Raw genomic sequence first — 26364 nt, forward strand, 5'->3', positions numbered from 1 at the left:
AAAGATCTTTATAGCTAATACCGCCTTTGAGATACCGAGAAACAAATTTAACTTTAAGTTCGCTACTATATTTGGTCATAAGAAAAGCCCCACAATCATTAGACTTCTTGTCTAACAATTGTAGGGCACTTCATGCCGGCAAGTCGTTTTTTGCTTGGTACGGATCACGGTGCCATTAACGGTAACGGATCGCTGTTATATAAATCAGTAGGCAAGGCGGTCAACAAGGGACTAGGCGCATCGATGCTGATCAAGATCAATTGGTGCAAGGCCCGACTGGATAAGGTGTACAAAATATCGCGGTCCGCTTCATCGTGATAAGTTGAAGCCGACACATCCCAGCCAATCACGGCGTCAAACTCCAATCCTTTGGCCAGGTACACGGGTAAGATCAAACATCCAGTGTGCATCGTGTGGTCTTTAGGAGTCAAAAGGGTCGTTTTTGTATCGATCTTTAGCGTGGTATAAAGCTGTTCAGCCGCGGCGCGGTTTTTCGTCAAAATCGCGACGGTATGGTTTTCACGCAATAGAGTGTTGACCAGCTGAGTCAAGCCAGTGATCGCTTGGGCGCGCGTTAAAGTCAGCAAACGCGGCTTTTCACCATCGCGGTTGAAAGCTAAGATATGCGTATTATTAGGTAAAAGGGCTTTGCCAAAGTTAGTGATCGGCGCGGTGGAGCGATACGACTTATTCAAGTTGATCAGCTCGACGCGCATGCCGGTGAACACCGCTTCGATCTCATGAATAAAATCGCTCGGTTGGTAATTGCTGGTGAACACATCTTGCTTGGCGTCGCCTAGCAGTGTCAGCTTGGCTTTAGGAAACGCATGGTGCAAATAGCGCAGCTGGCACATGCTGTAGTCTTGCATTTCGTCAATGAAGACATATTGGATCTGATGGTTTTGGCCGCTGCCGGTAATCGTGTCGCGCAAGTACAAGATCGGGGCTGCGTCTTCCAGGCGCAAGTGGTGTGCTTCCAGATCTGCCGCTGCCGCTTGGGCCATCGCTGCCCACACCGAACGGTCCACATCAGGCGCACAAACGGTTTGTAAGAAACGTTGATATTCTTGGTATTCGTCGAGAAAATAATCATTGTAAATCGCGTCATAAACCGGCGTGAACGCATCTGCAACCACACTTTCGGCGATATAGCGGGCTTCTTCATCGCCAGTGGCAAATTGTTGATCGCCGATGATCGCCCGCGCTTGATCATCGGACAAAAGCTCGATGCGCGCTTGTACCCAGTCTTCGAAGGTCGCCATTTTGATTCGTTGTTTGAGACGGCGGATCAGCGTGTTTTTAGTGTCCAAGAACTTGTTGGCCGCAGTCGCCGCGGCCGGTTGGCTGGCATAGATCTTGGTGATGGTCTTAGCGGAAAAGAAGATCTCGCCGTTAAGCATGATGTCGATAAAATAAGGGACCCGCCCAGGTGTATTGGCGTAATCACGCAAGGCATCCAGGTAATCAGCGGATTCTTTGAACCGGCGGATCTTTTTGGTGGTTTCTGGCAGGCCGGCAAGATCTTGTTCAAATCGTTCAAACAACGTCTGCACATGCAATCCGGCAAAGCGTTTGGCGAAAAACTCGTACATGGTCGCTTGGCGCATGTTCTTTTCACCCAAGCTGGGTAAGACTGCCGAAATATAGTTGGCAAAGAGTTGATTGGGAGAAAACAGCACCATTTGATCCGCGTCAAGCGTTGCACGGGCGTGGTAAAGCAAGTAGGCGACACGCTGTAAAACCGCACTGGTCTTGCCAGAGCCAGCGACGCCTTGGACCACTAAGACATCAGCGGCGGTGTCGCGAATGATGTCGTTTTGCTCTTTTTGGATCGTGGCCACGATGTTTTGCATATAATCATCCGTTTGTTCGCCTAACACCGCTTGGAGGATCTCGTCACCCACGGTTTCATTGGTGTCGAACATATTGGTGATTTGGCCGTTTTGGATCATGAACTGACGTTTGTTCAACAGCTCGGTTTTTTCCGGGCCAAAGGGGGTCTGGTAAGACACCGGACCCAGCGTCCCGTTATAATAAATAGAGGCGATCGGCGCGCGCCAATCGTAGACTAAAAACTGATCGTCGCGATCCATAAACGTTCCGGTGCCGATATATAAGGTGTCTTGACCATCGCGGTCACGAATGTCGATCCGCCCAAAATAAGGATCTTTGACCAGGCGTGCGAGGCGGTCTTGTTCATGTTCGAGAATGGTTTCGTTTTCGACTGCCCGCGCCACCATCATCTTTTGCTGTTGCACCGCCGCATTTGTTTCCATGCGGTCATCGATTTCAGTGATGTTGACCCGGGTGGCATCGCCATAACTTTGTTCGATCTGGCGCGTATCTTGATGTGCTTCGGTAAGTTGGTGCGCAACCGCTGCTAGGCGGGCGTTCATCTTGGCGATCACCGCATCGACGCGGACTTGTTCAGCCGCCTGCGTTGCATTTTCCATGCCCCAGCCTCCTTATTCTTAGTCAGTGATAAAATTGTCAATCTAGTGTAGAGCAATCCCAGCGGCTTGTAAAGTGGTCCGCAGCTAAAAGCAATGAACAGATCAAAAAATCGTCAGAGCCAGCGGGGAAATTGTGGTAAGCTCAAAGCATTCGGAGGTAAAGCATGAACTTATGGCAGACATTCCTGGATAAGCGAGGAGATCTTTTGCTCGCCTTGGGACAACATATTCAAATCTCTTTGATCGCTTTGGTGATCGCCGTGGCCATTGCCGTTCCTTTAGGTATATGGGCCCAAGGTCATCGCCGATTTGCCCAGACGCTTTTGCAACTTACCGGGATCTTACAAACGATCCCTTCACTGGCATTATTAGGCTTATTGATCCCGTTTGTGGGCATTGGTACGACCCCGGCAATCATCGCCTTAGTCGTGTATGCGTTGTTGCCTATTTTTCAAAACACCTATGTGGGCTTAACTGAAATCGATCCGGCGTATCAAGAAGCGGCGGCGGCCTTTGGCATGTCGCGCTGGCAGAAGCTGCGGCGCGTCGAATTGCCTTTGGCGCTGCCGGTGATCATGGGCGGGATCCGCACCGCGACAGTGTTGATCATTGGTACTGCAACCTTAGCGGCTTTGATCGGCGGCGGCGGCTTAGGAAACTTTATTTTGTTAGGGATCAATCGCAATGACGCTGCATTGACATTGATCGGTGCTTTGGCGTCGGCGGCGTTAGCGTTAGTATTTTCAGCAGGGTTGGCCTTAATCCAAAAGCTCCGCTTTCGCTATGTCGCGTATGCGCTGGGGGCTTTATTAGTGATCGGTGGCGGCGTCGTTGGGTACCAAGCTCTGCGCCCCAAGCCAGAGACAATCACGATCGCTGGTAAGCTTGGCAGTGAACCTGAAGTCTTGATCAACATGTACAAAGACTTGATCGAAGCGGGTCATGAAAATGTCCGCGTCGTGTTAAAGCCGAATTTTGGCCAAACCAGTTTTTTGTATGCCGCATTAAAAAGTGACAAAATCGATTTATACCCTGAGTTTACCGGCACGGTGGTCACGAGTTTGGTGAAGCCGTCTGCCAAAGACAAACAAGCGTTGGCCAATGGCGCCAATAGTTATCCCATCGCCAATCGCCTATTGGCCAAACAAGGCATGATCTTGCAAAAGCCGATGCGGTACAACAACACCTATGCGCTGGTGGTGCGGCAAGCGGATGCTCAGCGTTATGGGTTAAAGACGATCGCCGATCTCGATCGCATCCCGCAAGCACAGGCGGGGTTTGATCTTGAATTTGCCAATCGCGCAGATGGCTATCAAGGCGTCAAGCAAGCGTATGGCTTGGACCTTAAGCTCCATTCTTTGGATGCATCGCTGCGCTATCAAGCCTTGGTGAAAGGCCAAGTACAAGTTACTGATGGGTATTCGACTGATTCTCAAATCGCCCAATATCATCTATTAGCGTTGCAAGATCCCAAGCATGTGTTTGCCACCTACCGCGGGGCGCCTTTGATGCGCTCCCGGTGGGCCCAACAACATCCGGCGATGGTGAAGCGCTTGAACCGCTTGGCTAATAAGATCACCGAAACTGATATGCAACAGATGAATTATGCCGTCAATGTCCAAAAGCAAAGTGCTGCCAAGGTCGCTAAACAGTACTTGCAAAAGCATGGGTTATTGAAGGAGGCACAATGATGACAGACTTGATCGAATTTGCCCACGTGACGAAAACTTATCATGGTGACGCGGTGGTGGCAGATCTCAACTTGACCGTGCATGCCGGTGAGTTATTCGTATTAGTGGGAGAGTCAGGCAGCGGCAAAACGACCACCTTGAAAATGATCAATCGGTTGATCGAACCGAGTGCCGGGCAGATCTTTTTTAACGGGCAGCCAGTGACTGATTATCCAATTCGGAAACTGCGCTGGCATATCGGTTATGTCCTGCAGCAGATCGCTTTATTTCCAACCATGACCGTGGGCCAAAATGTGGCCTTGATCCCAGAAATGCGCCACTGGCCCAAAAGCCAAGTGCAAAAGCGGGTCAATGAGTTGTTGGATGCTGTCGGCCTGCCTGCTGCAGACTATCGAGAGCGGATGCCTAAAGCTTTATCTGGCGGGGAACAACAGCGCGTTGGAATCTTGCGGGCATTTGCAGGCAAGCCGCCGGTAGTTTTGATGGATGAACCTTTTTCAGCGCTGGATCCTTTGTCGCGCAACCAGTTGCAAGAGTTAGTGTTGCGCTTGCATCAAGAACTAGGATTGACCATCATTTTTGTCACCCATGATATGAATGAAGCCTTAAGGTTAGGCCAGCGTATCGGGATCATGCGCGAAGGCCGACTGCTGCAGGTCGCGACGCCGACGCAAATCGCCGAAGCGCCGGCAACAGGTTGGGTCGCAGACTTCTTTTCCGGGGCCAAACGGGTGTTGTTAGATACCCCCTTAGCAGAGCTGGCGGCTTATGGCACACCGGTTCAAGGCTCAGGCGTCAGCGCCCAACTACCGCTGCGCAACGTTTTGACGCAAATCACCCAGACACAATACGTGACAGTGGCCGCGAAACAAGGTACCTTTAAGTTAGATGCGCAAGCAGTATTGCAGTTTTTGGCGGATAAGGCATAACGGTGATGGAGGTGCGCGAATGGAAGATTATGATGTGATCGTGATCGGCGGGGGGCCGGCAGGATTAGCAGCAGCGAATACGCTGGCAGCGGCCAAGCGGGTCTTAATGTTTGAAAACGACTTATGGGGCGGAACTTGTCCCAACCGCGGCTGTGATCCCAAAAAGATGTTGTATCATGCTGCAGAGGTGCGTGACGCCGCAATTCGTATGGGCAGTTCAGGCTTGGTCGGCGCACCGGATATCAATTGGCCAAAGTTAATGGCGTTCAAGCGCCATTACACCCAAAACGTTCCTGGCGGCACAGAAACCGGCTTGCGGGCCGCTGGGATCACCACTCGGCATGGTCAACCAGAGCTGGTGGATAATCATACGGTCCGGTTTGAAGGCGCGACTTATAAGGCGGCCGACATTATCATCGCGACTGGCCGCAAGCCAGCGGAATTGCGCTTGCCTGGCAGTGAATTACTCAAAACCAGTGCGGATTTTCTCGACCTCGATCAATTGCCGCAAACGATCATTTTTATCGGGGCTGGGTATGTCAGCATGGAACTGGCCAACATTGCCGCGACAGCCGGGGCAACGGTGCATGTGATCAATCGCAGCCAGCGGGCCTTGCGGGCTTGGGATGAAACGTCGGTGGCGATATTGAAAGCAGCCATGGTGACCAAGCACATCCATTTTCACGAAGATGTGACGTTAGAAGCCATCGAACCGGCTTGCGGCAAGAACATTCGGCTGCTTGGGCGCAACGGGTTTAACTTGGAAGCGCCGTTAGTGATCAATGCCACTGGACGCGTGCCGGTGGCTGGCTTGCCATTGCGTCAATTGGGGATCGCTGCGAGTGCTGCAGGGATCAAAGTCGATGGACATATGCAAACGAGTATCCCGCACATTTACGCCGTCGGGGATGTGGTGGCTAAAGATCAGCCTAAACTGACTCCGGTCGCAAGTTTTGAAGGGCGATATGTCGGCCAGCATTTGCTTGGAGCGACAGATCCGATCGTTTATCCGGCACAGCCGGAGATCGTGTTTGGCGCCACTGAACTGGCTAAAGTCGGCGTTGATCTGATGACTGCTGAACAAGAACCTAATCGCTATATGATCCGTGATCAAGATGTGACCCACTGGTATACGTACAATCGGATCAAGGAAAATGCCGCGCGGGTGGTCACGATCACGGATAAAACGACGCAGCACTTGGCCGGGGCGGTCGTCGTCAGCAGCCATGCCGAAGAATTGATCAATCAATTCACCTTGTTGATCGATCGCCCGTTGGCCACTGTCAATGAGTTGATCTACGGGTATCCGACAATGGCCAGTGATCTGCCGTATTTCCTCTAGATTTGACAGTTGGCCGGGATTTCACTATTATCAGTATTAACGTCAATGCATACGATGGTTGTCGTTCCGATCGGTGTACAGAGAGTTGCTGTGACTGAAAAAGCAACCGCCAGGAACGATGAATTGGCTCGTATGGGACATTCCGGTGGGTGCGCCGTAAGCCAAATGAGAGGTCACAAGATATTTGTGGCAAATTAGGTGGTACCGCGCACAGCCGTCCTATGTGAATAACATAGGACGGCTTTTTTTGTTGAACAAGGAGGAAAAACACATGGCAAGACATACATTTTTAACGGGTGACCGGCCAACTGGGCGCTTGCATATCGGACATTATATTGGGAGCTTAAAAAATCGCGTGGCAATGCAAAATTCAGGCGATTACGATAATTTTGTCATGATCGCAGACACGCAGGCGTTGACAGATAACGCCAATAACCCTGAGAAGATCCGCAATTCACTGATGGAAGTCGCGTTGGATTATCTTGCTGTGGGCATCGATCCGCAAAAAACGACGATCTTGGTGCAAAGTGCGATCCCAGCGTTATCAGAATTGACGATGTACTATTTGGATCTGGTCACTGTCAACCGGCTGAATCGCAACCCTACAGTCAAAGCAGAGATCCAACAAAAGGCCTTTGGGGAATCTGTGCCGGCGGGTTTCTTTATCTATCCAGTTAGCCAAGCTGCCGATATCACGGCCTTTAAAGCCGACACCGTGCCTGTCGGAGACGACCAAGAACCGATGTTGGAACAAGCGCGTGAAATCGTGCGCAGTTTCAATCGCACTTATCATCGCGAGGTGTTAGTCGAACCTGAAGGCTACTTCCCGCCGAAGGGTTCTGGCCGCTTGCCAGGGATCGATGGCAACGCCAAAATGTCTAAATCATTGAACAACGGCATCTATTTAGCCGATGATGCCGATACGGTCCAAAAGAAGATCATGTCGATGTATACCGACCCCAATCATATTCATGTGGAAGATCCCGGCCAAGTTGCAGGTAATGTTGTCTTCACTTACTTAGATATCTTTGACCCTGATAAAGCCAAGGTCGCAGAGTTAAAGGCACAATACCAACATGGTGGGCTAGGCGATGTTAAGATCAAGCGGTATCTCAATGATGTGATGGACGGGTTCTTAAGCCCAATTCGGCAGCGGCGCGAGCAATACGCGAAGGATATGGCCAGTGTCCAACAGATCTTGATCGATGGGACGGCCCACGCCAATGAAGTGGCAAACCAAACTCTGCAAGAAGTCCGTGATGCCATTGGGTTCAACTATTTCAAATAGTCCTACCCGGTACGAGAAGCTAAATGCGGCTAAAGCTTTTTATGATTATTGACTGTCTTTCTCTGTTGAAAATAGGTACAATCAACCTACTTCATGGAGGAAGGGGAAAATGATGAAAGCAGTACCTGAGGAAATCAAGCATTGGAACTGGGGCGCATTTAGCTACAACATTTTTTGGGGCATTGGGAATAAATGTTACTTGCCTTTGTTGATGTTGATCCCAGTTTTCAATTTAGTATGGGTCTTTGTTTGTGGCGCCAAAGGCAACGAATGGGCGTGGCAAAATGGAGACTACACGGATGTGGCGACGTTTAATGCGGTGCAGGCGACCTGGAGTCGCGCCGGTTTGGTGCGCTTTTTGATCACAGCCGTTGGCTTCGTCTTCGTGGTGATCTTTTATGGCGCGATCATTGCCATGTTCTTGAGCATGAATTCGCACTCATATGGCGGTTATTAAAATTAAAATAGCCGATAGTCCAAACGCCCATGGCTGCGATTTGTATAGCAAATCGCGGTTCATGGGCGTTTGGGCCGTTAGCCGCAACAGCGGGGTGTGATCCGTCACGTAATATCTTTGCACGGTTAGCAGCGGAAATACTGCTTAAGACTGAGGTGAGGACCTGCCGGCATGGTACACTAAAGTTATCACATGATTGAAAAAGCTGTCTAAATGACACAATGAAGGGGTTACCAAACATGCAGAACAAACGCTTAAGTCCAGTTGCGATCACCGGTATCGTGATTGCAGTCATCGCCGTGATCATCGGGATCTATGGCGTCAGCACATACAACAACTTGGCTAAGGAGAATCAAGCCGTCACGGCCCAATGGAGTCAAGTGGAAAATGTGATGCAGCGGCGGGCGGATCTGATCCCGAACTTAGTCAGCGCCGTCAAAGGCTCAATGAATCATGAAACCGAGGTTTTTGATGACATCGCCAAGGCCCGCAGTAATTATTCTGCTGCGTCAACTACCAAAGAAAAGGCCCAAGCAGACAGCCAATTGAATCAAAGCGTCGGCACGTTATTGAACGTGATCAAAGAAAGTTATCCAAAACTCAGCTCGCAAGAAAATGTGCAGACGTTGATGACTCAACTTGAAGGCAGCGAAAACCGGATCTCGACCGAACGCCGCCGGTATATCGAAGACGTGAAGGCGTATAACCAAGATGTCGTGACCTTCCCGAAAAATATTTTTGCCAACATGATGGGGCTAGGCCAAAAAGCGACATTTAAAGCTGATCCAGCGGCCGCAAAAGTGCCAAAGGTCGATTTGAATAACTGAAAGTAGGCAGGTTATGCATAAAAAGGCGTGGTGGGTATTACTGTTGCCATTGTGGCTGATATTGGTCGCGGCCCAACCTGTGCGCGCTGCGACCTTACCAGCAAAACCGGCTGAGCACTATTACGATGATGAAATCGGCGTGCTCGATCAAAATAGCCAACAGCTGATCGATCAGAAAAATCAGTTTTACCAAACTCAGAAACAAAAACCGCAAATCGGCGTGGCGATCGTCAAATCTTCTGGTGGTGAAGCGTTAGGTGAATATGCGCCAGACCTGTTCAAAAAATGGGGGATCGGTGATCAAAGCCGTGACAACGGGGTGTTGATCGTTTTTGCGGAAAATTCCGGCAAAAACAATATGCGCATCGAAGTTGGTTATGGGCTGGAAGGTGATTTGACTGATGCCTTGGCAGGGCGGATCTTAAACAAAAATTTGAGTAACATCAAGTCTAGTGACCCGGCTAAGGTGAATAAGGCAGTCGTCGCGGTGTTTAATGCAGTCGCAACCGTGATCGACAAAAAATATGCCTATCCCAAAGATGACAACACGGTTTCAATGTCGCAATATCAGCAACAGCAACAACAGACGCAACGCGGCAGCGGCGTTTTTAGTGGCGTGATCAAGATCATCTTTATCGTGGTGATCGTGATCATTGTGCTGGCTTCAATCGGTGGCGGCGGCTCAGGTGGCGGCGGCCGCCGTCGCCGCAACGGGGGCAGCTGGTGGTTGTGGTATTTGTTAGGCAGCCTGCTCAGTTCTGGGCGTGGTCCGCGCGGCCCATGGGGCGGCGGAGGCGGCGGCTTCGGAGGCGGCGGTTTCGGCGGTGGTTCCAGCTGGGGCGGCGGGTCGTCAGGTGGCGGCGGTGCTGATGTTTAAGTGATGAGGTTTTAAATATTTGAAGCATAACTGGTACGACAACGCGATCCTGAAAAAGGGTGCGGTCGCGCCAGTTTTTTGTTTGGCGCAAGCAGGTCATCAACTGGTGTGCGAAATCTTTTTAAGCGCATGGCTGAGTGGCTATACACGGATAACACATCAAATGTAAGCAATTGGCAGATCGAAAACAGGTGGTGAAATCAACAATGAAAAATAACACTGGTAAGGATGAAAATGCTTGACGATAAAGCATCGCGGCAGCGCGATCGATCAGCCACGATCCGCGTGCTATCAGGATCGATGCGGGCTTGACACCGTGAAACGGCTTTTGAGAAACAATTTGTTTTATTTGACGGATTCAGGCAAATTGATGGTGACAGTCGGGAGTGCTTGCGGTAAGATGCTCAAAGTTAAAGCTTTTGTCGTTTAAGAATGGAGGGATAATTTGCGCACGCTCACGAAGGGCAATCCATTGAAGCTGGTAGTTCTATTCACCATCCCATTGCTGATCGGGAATGTCTTCCAACAATTATATAGTTTTATGGACGCATTGATCGTTGGTCGGACGATCGGCAAAGATGCGTTGGCAGCGGTTGGGGCGACTGGTAGTATCAATTTTTTGATTATCGGTTTTGCCCAAGGGACGACTGCAGGCTTATCGGTATTGACCGCCCAAGCCTTCGGTGCCCGCGATGAGCGAGGCGTGCGCAAGAGCTTCGGGACAAGTATCTGGATCAGTCTGGGGCTGACCATGATTTTAACGGCGATCTCGGTGTCGATGACGCGGCCGCTGTTGACATTGATGCAGACGCCGCCAGAGATCATCGATCAATCGGTGGCATTTGTGCGGGTGATCTTTATTGGGGTCGGCGCATCGATGGCGTTCAACTTATTGAGTAATATGATGCGTGCCTTAGGGGATTCACGCACACCATTGATTTTTTTGATCATCGCCACAGTGGTGAATATTGCCCTAGAGCTCTTATTCATCCTGGTATTTCATTGGGGCGTCGCTGGTGCCGGCTGGGCGACGGTGATCGCACAATTATTTTCCGCATTATTGTGCTGGTGGTTCATCAAAAAGCGGATCCCTTTGTTAGTGATCCGGAAAAAAGACTTGGTGATCGATTGGGCAGATATTCGCCGGCATATTAAAGTAGGCTTGCCAATGGGTTTTTCGATGTCTATCATTGCCATCGGTGCGGTGATCTTACAAGTCATGTTGAATACATTAGGCACCGATGCTGTCGCCGCATATACGGCTGCGGGGCGGATCGATCAATTGGCCACGTTGCCAGCAAGCTCTTTTGGCCTGGCGATGGCCACATTTGCCGCCCAAAATCTAGGCGCGCGTGAATTTGGCCGGATCCGGCGCGGCGTTCATCAGACGCTGGCGTTGAATGTCGTGGTTTCGGCGCTATTAGGCGCGTTGATCATTACGTTTGGTAAACCGTTAGTAAACTTGTTCCTTGGGCCTGATCAACCAGCGGTCACGGCATTGGCGCAGACTTATTTTCACTATAATGCCAGCATGTACTGGTTATTGGCGATCTTATTCACCATGCGCAATCTGCTGCAAGGGTTAGGCAAAACGATGGTGCCAACAGTCGCCGGACTGTTTGAGCTGGTGATGCGGGCGTTTGCCGGGATCGTATTGGTCGCGCACTTAGGGTTTGCCGGCGCATCGATGGCTAATCCCTTGGCTTGGATCGGCTCGGTGTTCGTTTTAGTCAACGTTTATCTGCGGACCATGAAACGGATCCGTCAGCGCGAAGATGCGGCATTGGCCAAAGCCGGCAAAGAAGCGGCTGAGCAGCGTTTGTAACTAGGCATCTCATTTATTGGCTAAGTTAGGCACTTGACTGGCTTGGCCTTTTTTATCGGTCCCAAAGATGCTACACTGCGCCTATTAAGGACGGGAGATGAGCATATGGCAACGGCAGCCGAGATCTTTACAGCGATCCGGGAAGATCCTGAAAATGCGGCTTTTACTGCCGCCGGGATCGATCCGCTGTATCATTTGGAACCAAACGCGACGATCTTGATCGTCAGCCAAGCCCCAAGTCGTTCGGCTCAAGCCGCGAAGACCTACTGGCAAGATGCCTCTGGCGATCGCTTGCGCGCGTGGATGGGCGTCAGTGAGCAAGAATTTTATCATGCCGGTAAAATTGCGGTGATCCCGTTGGATTTTTATTATCCTGGCAAAGGCAAAAGCGGTGATCTGCCGCCGCGCAAAGGGTTTGCCGAAAAGTGGCACGCCCCATTGCTGCAGCTGATGCCTAAGGTGCAATTGATTTTGTTGATCGGGATGTACGCCCAAAAATACTATTTGCCCGATCGGCAAAAAACGTTAACGGCAACGGTCCGTCATTTTGCAGACTATGCGCCGTATTTTCCGCTGGTGCACCCGTCGCCTTTAAACTATGGTTGGATGAAGAAAAATCCTTGGTTCACCCAAGTGGTCTTACCGCAACTACAGCGGCAAGTCCGTCAATTACTGTAACGCATTTTGCCCAGTCAAAAAGCCTCACCGCCGCGATTAGTGATCGTCGCAGGTGAGGCTTTGCCGTTAGTTAAGCAGTCTGCAGTTTATAGTAAGCCGCCGCCGTCAACCGCATAGGTTTGGCCGGTGATAAAGTCAGCCTGAGGGCCGGCTAAAAACGACACCATATTGGCGATGTCATTAGGTTCAACGGTCCGGCCTAATGGAATCGTGCCAACGTAATCGGCCTTGTTTTGGCCTAGCGGTTTGCCATTGATCTCAGACATCTTACGATCGATTTCGTCCCACATGCCAGTGGTGCCAACGACACCAGGTGCATAGGCGTTAACTGTGATGTGAGCAGGGGCCAGTTCGTTGGCTGCCGCTTGCGTGAGGCTGACAACCGCTGCTTTAGTGGAAGAGTATGTGGCCCATACTGGAAAGGCGTGTAAGCCTGCAATTGAGCTGGCGCTGATGATGCGTCCAGGCACGTTGAGTGCTTTGAACTTCTTGGCTGCCGCTTGGATCCCATAAACGACCCCGAAGACGTTGATCTTATAGCTGAATTCAAGATCGGCAGGCTTGATGTCTTCAATCTTATCCACCTTTGCGACCCCAGCGTTGTTCACCATGACATCAAAGCCACCCAGCTTTGCAGCGGCTTCATCTACGGCTTTAGCCACAGCCGCTTGATCCGTGACATCAACGGTGACAAAAACAGCTTTTTGGCCTAGTGCTTCAACATCCTTGATCACGCTTTGAGCTTTTTCAGCTTGGTTCGGCAGATCAGCCACAGCGATATCAAACCCGTCTTTGGCGAGATGACGGCTGATTTCAGCCCCAATCCCTTGTGCGGCACCAGTGATCATTGCAACTTTTGACATAGACGAAAACCTCCATTTACTTTGTGAATATTTTCAGTATAGGAGTGGTGTAATCGTTTTACAAGAGCGCGGTTGAATTGTGCGCAAGCCAAAAATCACGGTCCTAGGATCATTGGTACGGACCAAATTTTGTCTTGCAAGTGGCGTCGTACGCGGTTTAGTCGCAAAGATGTATAAGTGGTATGGGGTGGTTCGTTTTTCTCTGAGATAGAAATTGCCAAAAATTAGGCAGATGGGCACAATCAAACTTTGCGGCGTCCCTTTCAGGCCCATAAAAATAGCCTTGTGACCCCGGTTTAGCATGGTGGGCACAAGGTTATTTTGTGAGGAAAACGATGCGGATCAAGGCAAATCGTTGCCGGCAGCCAGATATAGATCGTACCATTCCTGATGAGTCAACGAAATATCGCCTGCTTCGGCGATTTGCGCGATCCGCTCGGCATTGGTGGTCCCAGCGATCACCTGAAAATCGCCGGGGATCCGCAAGATCCATGCTGAAGCGATCGCGTTGACATTCGTGTGGTATTTGTCTGCGACGGTCTTTAAGGCCTGATTAAGCTTAGGAAACTTCGGATTATCGATGAATACCCCTTCAAAGAAGCCATACTGATACGGACTCCAAGCTTGGATCGTCATATGATGCAAGCGGCTATATTCTAAGATCCCGTCATCATGGCTGGTAGCGCGCGCGTCGGTCATGTTAGTATGAATCCCAAAATCGATCATGCCGGTATGCTTGAGGGATAATTGGAGCTGGTTGGCAAACAGATGTTGACCGACAGCTTGTTGCAGTAAGGCGACTTGGCCGGGGTTAAAATTTGAGACCCCAAATTGGCGCACCTTGCCGCTATTTTGAAGTTCATTGAACGCTTCGGCGATTTCTTCAGGCTCCATTAAGGTATCTGGGCGATGCAATAGGAGACTGTCAACATAATCGACGCCAAGCCGCTGTAAGCTGGCATCGACAGAATCGAGAATGTGCTGCTTGGAAAAGTTATAAGCTTTTCCTGGGATGATGCCGCATTTGGTTTGGATCAAAACGTCATCGCGTTTGAAGCTAGCCTGCTTCAACGCTTGGCCAAATAACGTTTCTGCCTTTCCGTCTGCGTAGATGTCCGCATTGTCAAAAAAGTTGATTCCTGCAGCATAAGCGCGGTCCAGCAGCGCCGTAGCACCAGCTAAATCGAGTTTGGTGATACGCATGACCCCAAGGGCGATCGTTGACGCCAGCAAACCAGATTGGCCGAGGTTGATTTTTCGCATAAATATCCTCCTAGTTGATAAAAGGTGTTGTAAAAGCATTCATAATGAGCCTAGCACAACGAATCGTGCAATGAAAGCGAATCCTAACCGCGACTAAAATAACATTCGGGTGGTATGATGTAAGCAAGTAATTCAGAGCCCAAACCGGCTCAAATCCATGAGGAGTGAGGCATATGGCGATCAATCAAGGATTTGTTGTGATCGGCGCGCAATCGGTCTTTTTCAGCATCACAGAGCTTAAGACACTAGCGGATCTAGAACGCGGCCAATTCCCAGTGGCGATTGGCGAAGATATCTTTGCGACTCATCAGATCTCACCCGAAACGGTGGACAATGTGGTGCAAGCATTACAAAATGTGGCCCAAGTTTTTCAAGACTATGGCATCGATAGGCAAACTGTCGTAGGCAGCCACAGTTTTTTTGAAGCAGATAACGCGCAGTTTGTTTGGGATCAAGTGGTGAGCCGCACCGGCTGGCAGATCCAACGGGCGACGTTATCGCAAGAAGCCTTTTATCGGACGCAAGCCGTGTTTGCGCGGTTTCCCGACTTTGCCAAAGTCACCAAAGCAGGCACGGTTTTGATCGATATTTCCAGTGGCAGTGTTGAGCTGACGGCGTTTACCAATGGCGAATTCGGTTTTTCGCGCAACCTTAGCTTAGGCCCGTTGCGCGTATTTGAGGTCATGAGCGATGTGCAAGCCAGTGTGCCGAATTATGTTGAGGTAATGCGCGATTTCATTGACAGCCGGCTGGTTGATTTTCGACGCTTGTTGCCGCGGGGCAGCCACTATCCGCACATGATTTTGATGGGCAGTGCGCTGTCATTGCTCGAAACATTGATCCCGGTAGGTCAAACCGCTGTCGAAACTGATCGTGACGGGTTTGATCTGTTGTACCATGAGGTGATCCACGCTTCTGATCAATATCTAGCAGACACTTATGAATTGCCGCTGACCCAGGTGAGCCAGGTATTACCGACGGTGTTAATGGTGTATCGCTTGATCAAGACATTAACGGCAGAGAAAATCTGGATCTCAAATCTCAAAATGATCGATGGCTTAGCGGTCAATCAAGCACTAGAATCTGGGTATAAGCCCGTTGCTCTAGATCCCACTAAAGAAATTATCATGTCGGCAACGAATCTTTCCGATCGGTATCAAGTCGATCCTAAGCATCGCGATACGACCGTTACTTTTGCACTGCAATTATTTGATCGGTTGCGGAACTTACATGGTTTGGGCAAACGCGAGCGGCTGTTATTGCAAGTGGCGGCATTAGTGACGGATATTGGGAGCTTTGTAGATACGCATAAGCACTATGAACACTCCGAATATATTATTCAGGCGTCTGAGTTGATGGGGTTGGATACCATTGAACAACAGATGGTCGCCACGATCGCACGGTTTCATTCCAGTGATAGTCCTCAAATCGACTTAGGCGATCTGCCGTTAATGTCGACGCAGCGGCGGTTGGTGATCGCCAAGTTAAGTGCGTTGCTGCGTGTCGCGGATAGTCTTGATGCGTCGCGCCAACAAAAGATTCAAAAGATCCGCGTATCCCAAAAAGATGATCGGATCGTCTTGCACGCAACGGCGAATGATGATGTTGAGTTGGAGCGATGGACCTTAGCCCGGAAAGGCCGCTTCTTTACCGCGGTCTTTGGTGTGGCGATCGAATTGAAAGGCAGGCTGTCAGTATGAGCAAGAAATCATATGATCATCCACAGTACTTTACGAACCGGGAGTTAAGTTGGCTCGCCTTTAACGACCGGGTGTTGGAAGAAGCGCGCGATCGCGATAACCCTTTATTGGAGCGGGTGCGATTTTTAGGGATCACCCAAAGCAATTTAGATGAATTTTTCAATGTCCGGGTGGCAAGCTTGCGCAAAATGGTCGCAGTTGATTACCACGAACCAGATGCGGCTGGCCTGACGCCGAGTGCCCAACTGAAGGCGATCGCCAAAGTCGCGTATGCGATGGTGGACAAGCAGTATACGACTTGGACTCGTTCACTGCGACCAGCCTTAGAAGCAGTCGGGGTGCGATTATTGGACTTTGATCAGTTAAGTGATCACCAGCATGATTATGTTGATGATTATTTTCACCAAGAACTATATCCAGTGTTGACGCCAATGGGAGTCGATCCAACGCGCCCATTTCCATTTTTAGCCAATAACAGCTTAAACCTGGCGATTCGCTTGCAGCGGCCAGAAGACGATGAAGATAAAGCCTTTGCAATGGTGCAGATCCCAGATGTTTTCCCGCGCGTGGTTCGTTTGCCAAATGCCGCAAATGATTTTGTCTTGCTGGAAACGGTGATCAAACACTATGTTGCCGAGTTATTTGTTGGGGCGCAAATCAAAGAAACTGCGTTATTTCGCGTCACGCGCGACATGGATCTGGATGTAGCTGAAGAAGATGCCTCTGATTTGATGAAAGAGATCCAATCACAGCTGAAAAAGCGCCAGCGTGGGAAAGTGATGCGTTTGGAAATCGATGCGGATATGGGCAAATACCTTAAGAAGCGCTTGGTCAAGGGGCTAGATGTGGCAGATGACGCCAATGTTTATGCGATCAAAGGACCGATCGACCTCAACGTGATGTCAAAATTGGCCAAGTTGACCCAAGGCCTGCCAGAATTATCTTACCCGCCTTTCAAAGCGTATCGCGATCCTGCCTTGACTGGGGATCTTTTTACCCAGATCGCCAAGCATGATATTTTCTTGCAACACCCGTATGACTCTTTTCAAACTGTCGTTGAATTCATCCATCAAGCTGCCATTGATCCCCAAGTGTTAGCCGTGAAGATGACCTTATATCGTGTTTCCAGTAAATCACCGATCATTTCTCACCTCAAACAAGCTGCCCAAAACGGTAAACAAGTCACCGTTTTAGTTGAATTGAAAGCCCGCTTCGACGAAGAAAATAATGTCCATTGGGCCCAAGAGCTGGAACGTGCCGGGTGTCATGTGATCTACGGTTTAGTAGGGTTAAAAACCCACTGTAAACTGGCGTTAGTGGTCCGGCGTGAAGAATCAGGGATCCGGCGGTATATGCATATGGCCACCGGCAACTATAATGACGTGACCGCTAATTTTTACACGGATATGGGCTTGTTCACGGCCAATGCTGAAATGGGTGCCGATGCCAGCAATATTTTTAATATGCTGTCTGGGTTTTCAGAACCGGCCTATTTCCATAAGCTCGTGATCGCACCAATGGGGATCCGCGACTTCTTGACCGACCAGATCCATGCTGAAATCGCCCATGCACAAGCTGGACGTAAAGCCTTCATCCGGATGAAGATGAACTCGTTATCTGACACCCAGATGATCCAAGAACTGTATGCGGCAAGTGCGGCTGGCGTCAAGATCGAACTGCTCGTCCGCGGAATCTGCAACCTGAAAGTGGGGATCCCTGGTGTGTCGGATAATATTACGGTACATTCGATCGTCGGCCGTTTTCTCGAGCACAGTCGTATCTATTACTTCTATGCAGACGGCGACGAGCGGCTCTTCTTGTCAAGCGCAGATCTGATGAAGCGCAACTTATCGCGGCGCGTTGAGCTGCTTTTTCCGATCTTAGCCGAAGACGTGCATACCAAAGTCTTGAAGATTTTTGATACGATGTGGGCAGATACGATCAAAACCCGCGTCTTGCAACCAGATGATACTTGGGAGCGCGTTGATTTGCGCGGAGTTGCCAAACTGAATGCGCAAGCCACCTTCATGCAAGCAGCGATCGCACAAACACAAGCGGCGGCTGCGGCCAACACTCAAGCGCATCCGGAAGAAGCGCATCGCTTCACGCCGATGAAAGCGCCTGACCCGGACTGATCACAAAGGATTTCGGCTGTCTGCGATGGCGGCGCCTCATGGGGGACAAGTGCCTGGATTAACGGTATAATGAATCCGGTAACATCCGGACACATACATACTATAGGAGATACGTGATGGAACATTTTGGTGTGATCGACTTAGGCTCGAATTCTGCACGCTTGAGCGTGTGGGAAATCGATGCTGATGGCAGCGTGAAGCAAGTGCTGAAGCTCAAGGAAATGGTACGGCTGTCTGAAGGCATGGGCACTGCCAAAATCCTACAAGAGCCAGCAATGGCGCGTACGCTAGCGGCGCTGGCAGGATTTAAGACGCAATACGATCAGCTTGAGCACTTGACGTTGCGGGCATATGCCACTGCAGCGACGCGCCAAGCGGCGAATCAAAAAGAGTTCTTGAAGCGTGTCAAAAAGGCGGTCGATCTCGATATTCAAGTGATCGAAGGCAGCAAAGAAGCCCAGTTGGATTATCTGGGGGTGATCAATACCTTACCGATCCAAAATGCCTTGATCATGGATACCGGCGGCGCGTCGACTGAGCTGATCTTGGTGCAAAATCGCAAGCTTCAGCATCTGGTTTCGATTCCCTTTGGGTCGGTCAACCTCAGCGAACGCTTTTTGTCCAAAGATATGGTATCTGCCGCAGAGGTCTTTAATTTGATGACGGCCGTTGAGCATACCTACAATTCCTTGTGGTGGCTGCGCAAAGCCCAAAACCTGCCGATCATCGCGTTGGGCGGGTCTAATCGGACTCTGGCTAAGATCCAGCGGCGACGGGATGAAGTGCCTAATTTTGAAGATATTCACGGCTATCGCATGTTGACCAGTCAAGTGAATGTGATCTTTAGCGATATCTTGACTAAGGACTTAGAAGCGCGCAAAGCAGTGCCAGGATTAGCCAAGTACCGGGCAGATATTATTGTCGGTGGGCTCGTGCCAGTGGTGATGATGATCCGGTATCTGGATAGCGATCGGCTTACATTTTCCCAATATGGGTTGCGTGAAGGCGCCTTGTATGAATACCTTAATAACAAGGATGAAGACCACTAAGAAGCCGTTAAGAATACCGGCACCCGCACTATGGGGTGCTTTTTTGCGGTATAAATAACGTATCAAATTGATTGGAGCAATCGTTATGAAAAGACTGTTCATCGCATTAGGTTTGTTATTGATAGCCGGTATCAGCTGGGGAAGCTACTCGGTGCATGCTGATGAAACGTGGCAGCCGGTGGCAACTTTAGGAAGTTCGTTGACTGAAGCTCAAAAAAACGGTACCCGTTCAACCTTAGAATCAGCGGCCAATGTCAGCAACGTGTCCGAATTGACTGTGAACGGCGATACGCTGGTGAAGTACCTGAATCCTAGCGGCTCAAACTTTACGGCGGCTTCTGGGGTTTGGTCATCGGCGTTAGTCCAAAAAACCGCTAGTGGCGGCATCAATGTCACCATCGTTCCTTATCAAGGCACCAACAACATCACGACGATCACTAGTGACCAATACCGCAACGCCGCTTTGACAGCGGGGGTGACCAATGCCAATCTCTATATTACTTCCGCCGTTAAAATCGACGGGTCTGGAGCATTAGCTGGGGTCTACGTCGCATTCGCTCAAAATGGCCAGACCCTTAACAGTGCGCAGATCGATGCGGCGCAAACAGAAGTCAATACGCTATCAGGGATCACTGCGGCGAATAAAGATGATGCCGGCTATTCTGATAAGCAATTGAACAATGCGGTTGCCGGCATGAAAAAGGACATGGCCAGCCAATCCAATGACGGGCAACAGTCCTTGTCGCAGAATCAAATCGGCAATATCGTTGATTCGCAATTGAAGCAAAATAACTTAGCCACGATCATCAACAATAATCAGCGGACCCAGATCATCAACTTAATGGTCAAGATCCAAAATTCTGGGGCCTTGAAGTCTAGCGAGTTCAAAGCCCAAGCTTCAAAGCTGGCCAGCTCTATTCAAGCCAGTGCTAAGAATCTCTTTACCAAGCTCAAAGGGTTAAACACCCAAGAAAACCGGAATTTCTTGCAGCGCATCTTGGATGCGATCGCCAACTTTTTCAAGGCTATCGTTGACTGGGTCAGCAGCTTGATCTAATCGAGATCGGCAATCATGCCGCAGCGGCGCCTGAGCCGCTGCGGTTTTTATTTGTAAACCGCAGGGTCAAATGCGGATCTTGGCTAAGAAGTTAGGATCAGTTGCCTGTCGCAATTGGTGTGGTGATACAGGTATAATTAACTCAGGCAACCATATGAGGAGGAGCGGCGATGACTTTAGCCTTGATCTTGATTTTATTGATCGTGGTGATCACGATCGCGTTAGGAGTCGTTAATTACCAGTTAGGAAAACATGGACGCTCGCGTCAAACGGGCGTGATCATTCCCATTGCATATTTCATCATCCGCGTTGCGATGACCATCATGGCTCATGGTGAAAATGGCAGCGTCTTGTCCAGTGCTACCGGCGCATTATTAGTCGCAGTACTTTATTACGCCGCATTCGTTTGGGGAATGCGCAGACAAAATTAGCAATTGGGCACAAAGACGACTTGGCTTGCCAAGTCGTCTTTGTTTTGCGGTATGATAAATGTATTACTGGCAAAGGGAGCAGGCAATGACGTATAAAATGATTGTTTCAGACCTAGATGAAAGCTTATTGCGCACCGATGGATCTATTTCACCGGCAGACATCAAGACGATCAAGCAATTACAAGCTCAAGGGGTGAAGTTCGTCCCGAATACCGGCCGGGGGTTTGCATCAGTACAAGGTTTGTTACAAAGCATCGGGACCTATCAAACAGCAGATCAATATGTGATTTCGTACAACGGCGGGGCAATCGTGGAAAACGCCCATGATCGCATCATCGCCGCGCATCCGTTGCCGTTTGCCGTGGCAGAGGCCATTTTTCGCTTAGGCGTTGCCCACCCAGAGCTGGGGTGCCATATCTATACGCTGCACACAGTTTATGTTTTCCGGCCGACAGCAGACGAGTTAGCCTATTTGCATAGTCGCGGGGTCGCTTACCGTGATTGGCAGGCACATGATCTGTCAGCATTAGCAGCACATGCGATCGTTAAGGTGATTTTTGACCATCCTGATTTGGCCATCCGGCAAGCATTTGCCCGTGAAGTCGCGGCAAAAGTCGCTTATCCGTGCACCGTCAGTTATTCATCAGGGCGGTATGTCGAATTTAACCCAGCTGGGATCGATAAAGGTGACGCGGCGATCGCTTTAGGGGCGCACTTAGGCATCAAGCCAGCAGAGATCATTGGCTTGGGAGATAATTTGAATGATTTAAAGATGCTGCAAAAAGTGGGCTTAGGGGTCAGCGTTGCCAATGGGATACCGGCGATCCAACAAGCCGCTGATCTGGTTTTAGCTGTCGACAATGACCATGATCCCATCACTGCCTTATCTGCAGCGGTATTTGCGCCTTTTGAGCACGCAAAAAAATAGCCGCCATGGGCTTGGCGGCATTCTAGGGGTAGGGTTTCACTTTGGAGGAGTGAAATGAAAAAGTGGGGTAGAAATAAGGGGTAACTCATTTCTATGTTGTTTATACTACCCAGCAATTGTGATGAATTCGTGACGTGCGGATGAAGACTTACCGGTATTTGTCACTCAACTCGTGTCGCATTAAGCGGAGGCCAGGATGGGATTTGATCGCAAGACATTGATTGCTCGGTTAAAGTCGCTTTTACAGGCCTCAACGTTGACCAAGCAAGAGCGGCAGTGTTTCCAGCAAGCTCAGCAACAACTGGCACAAGGGATCGCCACTGATGCCGTCTTGGCATTGTTGGGACGGCAGCTCAGCGTCATGGCGGTGCAACAATTATTATCGCCACCAGGGGTCGCTTTTTTGACGGCGTTGGCTCAGCATCAACATGATCGACTCAAGGGAGGATATTGATGGCACTAGCAGACAGCATTAACCAATTAGCGGCCTTTTGCGGCCCGCGGCAGGTGCCGCAGTTGACTCAGCCAAATATGCAACGCCTTTTTGGGCGGCCGCAAGCGGATGTGTGTGTCTTGTTTGGCGGGACGATCATTGCTGGTGGGGAGGTATTGGCCCAAGCCATCCGGCAAAAAGTGGCTCAGCATTATGTGATCGTTGGCGGCTATGGGCATACGACCGCTCAGTTATTTGCACAAATGCAGCACTTTTATCCCCAAGTTCCGCCAGCCACAAGCGAAGCGGCGCTGTTTGCCAATTGGCTCAAAGACCAGCACGGCTTAAACGTGGATTGGCTGGAGCAGGAATCGACGAATTGCGGCAATAATATCACCAATTTATTGGCGCTATTGCAAGCGCATGCGATCGTCCCCAAGTCCTTGATCTTGATGCAAGACGCGACGATGCAGCGCCGGATGAGTGCAACGCTGGCCAAATATGCGCCGCAAGCGGCAGTGTGTGATTATGCGACCTATCAAGTCCGTGTCGTTCAGGTCCATGAACAACTACAGTTTGTGGCGCCGCCGCTGGGGATGTGGCCGATGGATCACTACATTCGCTTGTTGTGTGGTGAAATTGTCCGCCTCCGTGATGATGCGCAAGGTTATGGGCCTAAGGGGCGAGATTACCTGGCCCATGTGACGCTGCCAGCAACGGTTGAAAGTGCTTTTGAAACGGTGATAGCGGCTTTTCCAGCGGCCATTCGCCAAGCCAACTCAGCATATGCCAGCCGCCATCGTTGATGAGTTAGGCATGCAAAAGCGCCGTTGCAGTTCCCTTTCAAGGAGCAGCAGCGGCGCTTTTTGCCAGTTTAGCGTTATGCGCGGTTTAAATACCGCTTCAAAAATTCTTGGGTGGCAGTTTGTTGCGGATGGTCAAAGATCTGTTCTGGTGTGCCGATTTCAGCGATCACGCCTTCGTTCATGAACACGACGCGATCAGAAACATCGCGCGCAAAGGCCATTTCATGGGTCACCACGATCATGGTTAACCCGGTAGTGGCGAGATTCTTCATGGCGTTCAACACATCATCTACCATTTCTGGATCAAGGGCTGATGTTGGTTCATCGAACAATAAGACTTCTGGATCCATCGCCACAGCACGGGCGATCGCAACGCGCTGTTTTTGCCCACCAGAAAGTTGGTCGGGTTTTGCATTGACGAAAGGATCCATACCGACTTGATTCAGGAGTTCTAAGGCATGGGTTTTCGCCTGCGCTGCATCGCGTTTCAAGACGGTCGTTTGCGGGGTCACAACGTTGTCTAAGACAGTCAGGTTTGAAAAAAGGTTGAATTGCTGAAAGACCATCCCAACTGCCGCGCGATAATGTGGCAAGTCAAAGTTTTGCGCTAAGATACTTTTGCCATGGAAAAGGATGTCGCCGCCGGTTGGCTCTTCGAGTAAGTTGATATTACGCAACAAGGTGGACTTCCCAGAACCTGAGCGGCCGATAATGGAAACCACTTCGCCGGGATTGACGTCGAAATTGATATCCGTCAACACCTCGTGGGACCCGAAGGCTTTTTTGAGCTTTTGCACTTGAATGATCGGTTCTGCCATGATTACTTCACCTCCGGAGTTTCAACTTGCATTTGGTTGTTCATGACGTTGTAGTTCTTCGGCCCGTCGATATGCTTTTCGATCAAGCGGAATAGACGGCTGATCGTGAAGGTCAAGATCAAGTAGATCCCAGAAACGATCAAGTAGGTGTGGAAGAACTGGAAGTTTTGTCCGGCGACAGTTTCAGCAGAGAAGAATAATTCAGAAACCGAGATGACAGACAAGACAGATGTGTCCTTGATATTCACGATGAATTCGTTTGTCACCGCCGGCAAAGAGTTGCGAACCGCTTGCGGTAAGACGACTTTCATCATTGTTTGTAAGTGGGTGAAGCCTAAGGCGTGAGCTGCTTCGAATTGGCCTTCATCCACAGAGATGATCCCACCACGGATGATCTCTGAAATATACGCCCCAGTGTTGATCGAGACGATGACCAATGCGGCCATCGTTTTGTTCATATTGATCCCGAAGGCTTGGGCAGCCCCGTAATATAAGACTGCGGCTTGCACGATCATTGGGGTACCGCGGAAGACTTCGATATAGATACTCAACAGCCAGTTGACCAGCCATTGCAGGCCCCGCTTGCCTTTGGTTTTTGGCTTCGGGATCGTCCGCACGATCCCGACTAATAGCCCAATAACGAAGCCGACGATGGTCCCGACTAACGAGATCAACAAGGTCATCCCAGTGCCGCGTAATAACATGGGCCCGTATTGCTTTAAGATGTTTAAGAACCAATTGCCTTGGCTGGAGGTATCTGGTTGTACAGCAACCGCCGTGTTCATCATCTTGTTGCGCTCTTTAGTGGAGATCTTCGCCAAAGTGGCATTGATCGTCGCCTTATCGGCATCATTTTTGCGCAAGCCAATCGCCAGATCAACGTCTTCAGGACTGGTTTTGAACCCGTTGGCCTTGGAGAACTTGAGGTAAGTCAAGTTGGGATTAGCATCTTGTGCGGTGATGCCTTCAGGTACTTCCGAGACGTACCCATCAATGGTACCCGATTCCAATGCGACCCGCATTGCTGGGAAGTTATTCATCGCTTCTTCTTTGATGACGCCTTTCATTTGTTTGATTGCTTGATAATGGAAGGTCGAAAGCTGCGCGGTGATTTTGGCCCCTTTGAAATCTTTGATGCTCTTGGCCTTAGCGTACTTGCTGTCGCGGCGGACAACGACTGTTAGCTTGGACGCATAATAAGTATTGGTAAAATCGATCGTTTTGCGCCGGTCTGGGGTAGGCGACATCCCAGCAATGATGGCGTCGATTTTCCCAGAAGTGAGGGCTGGTGGCAAACCGTCCCACGACGTCTTGACGATGACAGGCGTTTTACCTAGGGCCTTAGCGACTTTCTTAGCCATTTGGACGTCATAGCCGTTGGCATAATCGCTGGAACCTTGAATCTTGACGGCACCATTAGCACTGGTCGATTGCGTCCAGTTAAACGGCGCATACCCGCATTCCATCCCGACTTTAAAGGTGCCGCTAGCAGCGACAGGGGTCGGACGGTTGGTGAAGGCTAATACCGCGACGATCAGCGCCATTGCCCCGATCAAGTGAAGCCACACTTTCTTCATTAGACATATCCTCCTTCGTTGTTGAAGCACCGCATTTGCGCTGCTTATGGTATGCACCGAAGGAATAGAGAGAACATTAAAGGGGATCGGCCCTTAGCTAATAAAGGCCGACCCCCAGATTTCAGTAGTTAAACCAGAATCATAGCGCTCCGCATCACTGCGACAGTCCAAGCGATGTTGTCGCTTGGCCCAACTTTGATCACGCTGAATCACGATCAGAGTTTCGGCGGGGATGCTTACGACAACTTCTTAGGGATTCAGCCCTCTGTTGCTTTCGTCATCACCCGCGACCTCTATTTCTTGGTGGATATTCACATGTCTGGTGCGAGTTTAGCGGAAGCAAGCAAGTTTGTCAAATCGTTCGGTGATTAGCGATCGGCATGCGTGATTGTACACAAGCATCTGCAAACACAAACCGGTTTTAAGCAAAAAAAGTAAACGCCTTAATTTGACTGTAAAACGCTTAAAATGAAATAAAAAGCAGATATTTTGACTACTAAGATATTAGTATTGCACAATCCATATCGGCGAAATCGTTGTTAGAATACACCCTGAATCATTTTGTAGGTACCACTTGAAGTTGTCGGTCGATAAAGTTTGCGAAAAAAAACTTCCCTAGCTCCCAATGGTATAGGCCTTTCATGAAAACGCATGATTTTGTTTCAAGAAAGGGATTGCAAAAGCCGTGGGATACCCGCATACTAACCTTTGGGAAGTCATTTTCGGGCTTAGTCTGTGCACCTTTTTTTATTATTCCGTACAGATATGTCCGTACCCAAATATTATTTAGGAGGCGACAAACAATGGTCGGAATCATTCTTGCCAGTCACGGGCAATTCGCCGCTGGCATTAAGCAATCTGGTCAGATGATCTTCGGTGAGCAAGAGAAAGTCGAAGCCGTTACTTTCATGCCCAACGAAGGCCCAGATGACTTGAA

At 49.9% G+C, this 26364-nt stretch carries 23 protein-coding genes and 1 riboswitch; of the genes, 18 read left to right on the forward strand and 5 right to left on the reverse strand.

Features of this window, described 5'->3' with window-relative positions; genetic code table 11:
* Window positions 1–164 precede the first annotated feature (164 nt).
* On the reverse strand, window positions 165–2453 hold the full coding sequence (gene helD, locus EKM91_RS12055; protein ID WP_125754169.1) for an RNA polymerase recycling motor HelD: 2289 nt from the start codon (window positions 2451–2453) through the stop codon (window positions 165–167).
* A 164-nt stretch (window positions 2454–2617) separates the two neighbouring features.
* On the opposite strand from helD, the gene EKM91_RS12060 reads away from it, so the two are divergent.
* The 9 genes from EKM91_RS12060 (at window position 2618) to EKM91_RS12100 (ending at window position 12367) form a co-directional block, all read left to right on the forward strand.
* Window positions 2618–4144 (forward strand): ABC transporter permease/substrate-binding protein, encoded by a 1527-nt coding sequence (locus EKM91_RS12060; protein ID WP_125754170.1) that lies wholly within the window; start codon window positions 2618–2620, stop codon window positions 4142–4144.
* Window positions 4144–5073, forward strand: a complete 930-nt coding sequence (locus EKM91_RS12065) for an ABC transporter ATP-binding protein (RefSeq protein ID WP_125754171.1) — start codon at window positions 4144–4146, stop codon at window positions 5071–5073. The genes EKM91_RS12060 and EKM91_RS12065 overlap by 1 nt, the downstream gene beginning before the upstream one ends.
* Window positions 5074–5092: 19 nt before the next feature.
* Window positions 5093–6415, forward strand: coding sequence for a dihydrolipoyl dehydrogenase family protein (locus tag EKM91_RS12070; RefSeq protein ID WP_125754172.1), 1323 nt, complete (start codon window positions 5093–5095; stop codon window positions 6413–6415).
* Window positions 6416–6686: 271 nt separating this feature from the next.
* Window positions 6687–7703: a tryptophan--tRNA ligase gene (gene trpS, locus EKM91_RS12075; protein WP_125754173.1), complete on the forward strand. Its 1017-nt coding sequence runs from the start codon at window positions 6687–6689 to the stop codon at window positions 7701–7703.
* A 109-nt stretch (window positions 7704–7812) separates the two neighbouring features.
* Window positions 7813–8160 (forward strand): ribonuclease G, encoded by a 348-nt coding sequence (locus EKM91_RS12080; RefSeq protein ID WP_125754174.1) that lies wholly within the window; start codon window positions 7813–7815, stop codon window positions 8158–8160.
* Between the two features lie 239 nt (window positions 8161–8399).
* Window positions 8400–8987 (forward strand): LemA family protein, encoded by a 588-nt coding sequence (locus EKM91_RS12085; protein WP_125754175.1) that lies wholly within the window; start codon window positions 8400–8402, stop codon window positions 8985–8987.
* Window positions 8988–9000: 13 nt separating this feature from the next.
* Window positions 9001–9864: a TPM domain-containing protein gene (locus EKM91_RS12090; RefSeq protein WP_125754176.1), complete on the forward strand. Its 864-nt coding sequence runs from the start codon at window positions 9001–9003 to the stop codon at window positions 9862–9864.
* Window positions 9865–10309: 445 nt separating this feature from the next.
* Window positions 10310–11689, forward strand: a complete 1380-nt coding sequence (locus EKM91_RS12095; RefSeq protein ID WP_125754177.1) for an MATE family efflux transporter — start codon at window positions 10310–10312, stop codon at window positions 11687–11689.
* A gap of 105 nt (window positions 11690–11794) precedes the next feature.
* Entirely contained in the window at window positions 11795–12367 is a 573-nt protein-coding gene (locus tag EKM91_RS12100; protein ID WP_125754178.1) for a uracil-DNA glycosylase family protein, read from the forward strand.
* Window positions 12368–12453: 86 nt separating this feature from the next.
* On the opposite strand, the gene EKM91_RS12105 is transcribed toward EKM91_RS12100, so the two are convergent.
* Together EKM91_RS12105 and EKM91_RS12110 are read right to left on the reverse strand one after the other, a co-directional pair.
* A complete protein-coding gene (locus EKM91_RS12105) occupies window positions 12454–13230 on the reverse strand; it encodes an acetoin reductase (protein WP_125754179.1) in 777 nt (258 codons plus the stop codon).
* A gap of 342 nt (window positions 13231–13572) precedes the next feature.
* A complete protein-coding gene (locus tag EKM91_RS12110) occupies window positions 13573–14493 on the reverse strand; it encodes an aldo/keto reductase (RefSeq protein ID WP_125754180.1) in 921 nt (306 codons plus the stop codon).
* A 173-nt stretch (window positions 14494–14666) separates the two neighbouring features.
* Here EKM91_RS12110 and EKM91_RS12115 point away from each other — a divergent pair, with 173 nt between their 5' ends.
* From EKM91_RS12115 to EKM91_RS12150, 8 genes are all read left to right on the forward strand, one after another.
* Entirely contained in the window at window positions 14667–16193 is a 1527-nt protein-coding gene (locus tag EKM91_RS12115; protein WP_125754181.1) for a Ppx/GppA phosphatase family protein, read from the forward strand.
* Entirely contained in the window at window positions 16190–18328 is a 2139-nt protein-coding gene (locus EKM91_RS12120; protein ID WP_125754182.1) for an RNA degradosome polyphosphate kinase, read from the forward strand. Before EKM91_RS12115 ends, EKM91_RS12120 begins: the two co-directional genes overlap by 4 nt.
* Before the next feature lie 116 nt (window positions 18329–18444).
* Window positions 18445–19377 (forward strand): Ppx/GppA phosphatase family protein, encoded by a 933-nt coding sequence (locus EKM91_RS12125; protein WP_379896326.1) that lies wholly within the window; start codon window positions 18445–18447, stop codon window positions 19375–19377.
* An 85-nt stretch (window positions 19378–19462) separates the two neighbouring features.
* Entirely contained in the window at window positions 19463–20434 is a 972-nt protein-coding gene (locus tag EKM91_RS12130) for a DUF1002 domain-containing protein (RefSeq protein WP_125754184.1), read from the forward strand.
* Between the two features lie 170 nt (window positions 20435–20604).
* Window positions 20605–20865: a hypothetical protein gene (locus EKM91_RS12135; protein ID WP_125754185.1), complete on the forward strand. Its 261-nt coding sequence runs from the start codon at window positions 20605–20607 to the stop codon at window positions 20863–20865.
* A gap of 85 nt (window positions 20866–20950) precedes the next feature.
* Complete coding sequence (locus tag EKM91_RS12140) at window positions 20951–21793, forward strand: Cof-type HAD-IIB family hydrolase (protein WP_125754186.1); 843 nt, start codon at window positions 20951–20953, stop codon at window positions 21791–21793.
* Between the two features lie 196 nt (window positions 21794–21989).
* The gene (locus tag EKM91_RS12145; protein WP_125754187.1) at window positions 21990–22247 is read left to right on the forward strand and encodes a hypothetical protein; all 258 of its coding nucleotides are present in this window, start codon (window positions 21990–21992) and stop codon (window positions 22245–22247) included.
* Complete coding sequence (locus EKM91_RS12150; RefSeq protein WP_225419523.1) at window positions 22247–23032, forward strand: ElyC/SanA/YdcF family protein; 786 nt, start codon at window positions 22247–22249, stop codon at window positions 23030–23032. Before EKM91_RS12145 ends, EKM91_RS12150 begins: the two co-directional genes overlap by 1 nt.
* Before the next feature lie 74 nt (window positions 23033–23106).
* Here the strand turns inward: EKM91_RS12150 and EKM91_RS12155 are convergent, their stop codons facing one another.
* Together EKM91_RS12155 and EKM91_RS12160 are read right to left on the reverse strand one after the other, a co-directional pair.
* Complete coding sequence (locus tag EKM91_RS12155; RefSeq protein WP_125754189.1) at window positions 23107–23853, reverse strand: amino acid ABC transporter ATP-binding protein; 747 nt, start codon at window positions 23851–23853, stop codon at window positions 23107–23109.
* Complete coding sequence (locus tag EKM91_RS12160; protein ID WP_225419525.1) at window positions 23853–25436, reverse strand: ABC transporter permease subunit; 1584 nt, start codon at window positions 25434–25436, stop codon at window positions 23853–23855. The genes EKM91_RS12155 and EKM91_RS12160 overlap by 1 nt, the downstream gene beginning before the upstream one ends.
* A 125-nt stretch (window positions 25437–25561) precedes the next feature.
* A riboswitch (Lysine riboswitch) is annotated at window positions 25562–25731 on the reverse strand.
* Window positions 25732–26230: 499 nt separating this feature from the next.
* Between EKM91_RS12160 and EKM91_RS12165 the strand changes: the two genes are divergently transcribed.
* Window positions 26231–26364: PTS sugar transporter subunit IIA (locus EKM91_RS12165; protein ID WP_420795949.1), on the forward strand; the 134-nt coding region annotated here is incomplete at its 3' end.

This window comes from Lacticaseibacillus baoqingensis (assembly GCF_003946165.1).
In the GTDB taxonomy this organism is placed as follows: Bacteria; Bacillota; Bacilli; order Lactobacillales; family Lactobacillaceae; genus Lacticaseibacillus; species Lacticaseibacillus baoqingensis.